Genomic DNA, 2,559 nt, shown 5'->3' with positions numbered 1-2,559 from the left:
CTTTCCTTGTCGAACGCGGAGGACGTGTCTGAGCAGCGAGGGTGGACACCAAGGTCTCCCCGCGAAGCGCCCAAGTGTAGAGAGCGACGGCAAAGCCGAGCCCGCGAAGCCGAAGGCGAGCCATGCGCGAGGTGCTAAAGAATGCCCCGCCCGAAACCCGAGCGGCCAGGCCCCGGTAATCCGCGAAGAACCCAAAAAAGGGCCGCCCGCAGCTCCTTTCGGACGCTGAAAGGTTATCGAAAGATTCTACGAAGAGACTCCGGACTCGTCCCCGCGAAGCTCCCCCCCATGATTGCCCTGCAACGGATTGTTCAGAGCTTCCGCCAGCGTAACGACTGGCAGTCGCGCCGCTCCGCCCGTGTCTACGCGGCAGGGTACGCGGCGCGTTGTCTGCTGGCGCCGCTTCGCCACCTGCGCTGGCTTAGCCTGCTGCAGAGCCATCCTGCCCTACGCGAGGCCACCCGACGCGATGGACGCCTGGTCGAGCGCTGGCAGCACCGTTTCATCAGCCGCCACTTCGGTGCACGCAAGCGTCTCGATGCGCTGATGGATCACTACCGCTTCGTGAGTTCAGCGCTGCCCGAGGGCCTGCTCGAGCACATGATCGCCGACGGCCAGGTCGTGCTCGCCGAAGCTGCCATGAAGAACGGCGAGCCGCTTCGCGTGGTGATCATGCCGCCGACCCGCAAGGGTTGCGAGGGCGAATTGAACATTGCCCTGGCAACTGCCGACGGCACCCTGCTCTTCTCGGCCACGATCACGGTACTGCCCTCGACCGGCGAGCTGTTGGTCGGCTGCCTCCAGGGCCCCAACACCGAGGACGGCCAGGAGCGTGTGCGCCTGGTCACCCGGCACTGCCATGGCCTGCGCCCGAAGAATCTGCTGCTGTCGCTGCTTTATGGTTTCGCTGCCAGCCACGGGTTGCCGCGCCTGCGTGGGATCAGCAACGACGGGCACGCACGTTCGGGGCGCATCAAGGCCAGCTACGACACCTTCTGGATCGAATCCGCTGGTGTGCTCGCGCGCGACGGTTTTTTCGATCTGCCCTCGACCGAGCCCGAACGTAGCGAACTCGAAGTCGCCAGCAAACATCGTTCGGCGTTCCGTCAACGCGAGGTGCTGCGTCGCGAACTGGTGGCCAGCACGATGTTCGCCCTCGGTTTGCCGACACTCGAGGCGCTCATCGCCGGACGCGACGAAAAGCTTCGCGCGGCCTGAGTTTTCAGGCGACGCGGGTTTTCAGTCCAGGCGAATCCCTCAGCCCACGCGGTTCTCGAGTCGGCCGATTCCCGTGATGTCGATCTCGACGAGATCGCCCCGACGTAATGCCGTGGGAGGGCTTCGCCCGATGCCGACGCCTTCCGGCGTACCGGTGGCGATGATGTCGCCAGGCATGAGGGTGATACCTGCCGATATCGTTTCGATAAGCCTCGGAATATCGAAAATCAGGTCGCGCGTATTCGCGTGCTGCCGAAGCTCGCCGTTCACCCGGCAGGAAAGGTCCAGGGCCGCGCCATCGATCGCGTCAGCCGTGACAGCAAACGGTCCCATCGGCGCAAACGTGTCGAACGATTTGCCGAGGAACCACTGCTTGTGTCGCTTCTGCCAGTCGCGTGCCGTCACGTCGTTGATGATGGTGTAGCCCCAGACATGACGCATGGCGTCGGCACGCGTGATGCCTCGCCCACCGACGCCGACGATCACGGCGAGCTCGGCTTCGTAGTCGAGGAAGTCAGTGACTCCCTCCCCTGACCAGATAGCCGAACCGTGGCCGATCACACACTCGGGCGCCTTGGTGAAAACGATGGGATCGGTCGGCAGCTCGTCGGGCGCGCCGGTGTGCCCCGCGTCGAAGCCACTACTGGCGAACTCTTTCGCGTGGGCCGCGTAGTTCTTGCCGACACAGAAGATGTTGCGTCGGGGTCGTGGGATGGGCGCCAGCAACACGACGTTTGCGAGGGCGACGCGCGGGCCTGTCGCCTCGGCGGTACCCGCGAACAGGTGGTGCAGGTCGGACACCAGTCGGCCCTCGGCCGTCAGCGCCGTGACCGATAGACCGTCGTTCGAGACCAGGCCCACATGGACTTCGCCCTCATGGCGATAGGTGGCGTACTTCATGGGATGTCTAGCCTCCGGTGTGTCATTGACTTTCTACATGATGTATTTACACTATGTGTATGCATCAGTCCATCTCTGTCACCGACCTGCCCTGCGCCTGCACCACGATGCGTAAGGCCACCCGCGCCCTGAGCCGCCTCTATGACGACACCCTGGCGCCGTTGGGTGTCACCGTGGCCCAGTTCGGCGTCCTCAAGGCTATCTGGCGCGAACCCGACGTGGCGTTAAGCCGCCTGGCCGATGAAATGGTCATGGACCGCACGTCGCTCTACCGCATGCTCACCCCGATGACCTCGGCGGGCTGGATTGCCATCGCCTCGCCCACGAAAGGCCGGGCCAAGACGGTCGCGCTCACGACAGAGGGACAATCCCTGCTTATCAAGGCGCGCCAGCTCTGGGACGACGCGCAGACCCGCGTCGTCGGGACCTACGGCGCCGAGC

3 protein-coding genes are annotated in these 2,559 nt (G+C 64.4%); 2 read left to right on the top strand and 1 reads right to left on the bottom strand.

The window, feature by feature from the left end; genetic code table 11:
- Positions 1 to 288 precede the first annotated feature (288 nt).
- The gene (locus tag AC1DT2_RS20465; RefSeq protein ID WP_477298367.1) at positions 289 to 1,218 is read left to right on the top strand and encodes a VirK/YbjX family protein; all 930 of its coding nucleotides are present in this window, start codon (positions 289 to 291) and stop codon (positions 1,216 to 1,218) included.
- A 39-nt stretch (positions 1,219 to 1,257) separates the two neighbouring features.
- On the opposite strand, the gene AC1DT2_RS20460 is transcribed toward AC1DT2_RS20465, so the two are convergent.
- The gene (locus AC1DT2_RS20460; RefSeq protein ID WP_477298366.1) at positions 1,258 to 2,118 is read right to left on the bottom strand and encodes a fumarylacetoacetate hydrolase family protein; all 861 of its coding nucleotides are present in this window, start codon (positions 2,116 to 2,118) and stop codon (positions 1,258 to 1,260) included.
- 59 nt (positions 2,119 to 2,177) lie between these two features.
- Here AC1DT2_RS20460 and AC1DT2_RS20455 point away from each other — a divergent pair.
- On the top strand, positions 2,178 to 2,559 hold a 382-nt coding region (locus AC1DT2_RS20455; RefSeq protein ID WP_477298364.1), incomplete at its 3' end, for a MarR family winged helix-turn-helix transcriptional regulator.

Source organism: Luteibacter sp. P4_E6 (genome assembly GCF_056401535.1).
The sequence above is the reverse complement of the archived record's forward strand: the minus strand, read 5'-3'. Positions and strand labels throughout refer to the sequence as shown.

Bases quoted from the DNA above. Each gene is read 5' to 3' on its own strand.
- AC1DT2_RS20460 (WP_477298366.1), bottom strand. From the start codon at position 2,118: ATGAAGTACGCCACCTATCGCCATGAGGGCGAAGTCCATGTGGGCCTG.
- AC1DT2_RS20465 (WP_477298367.1), top strand. From the start codon at position 289: ATGATTGCCCTGCAACGGATTGTTCAGAGCTTCCGCCAGCGTAACGAC.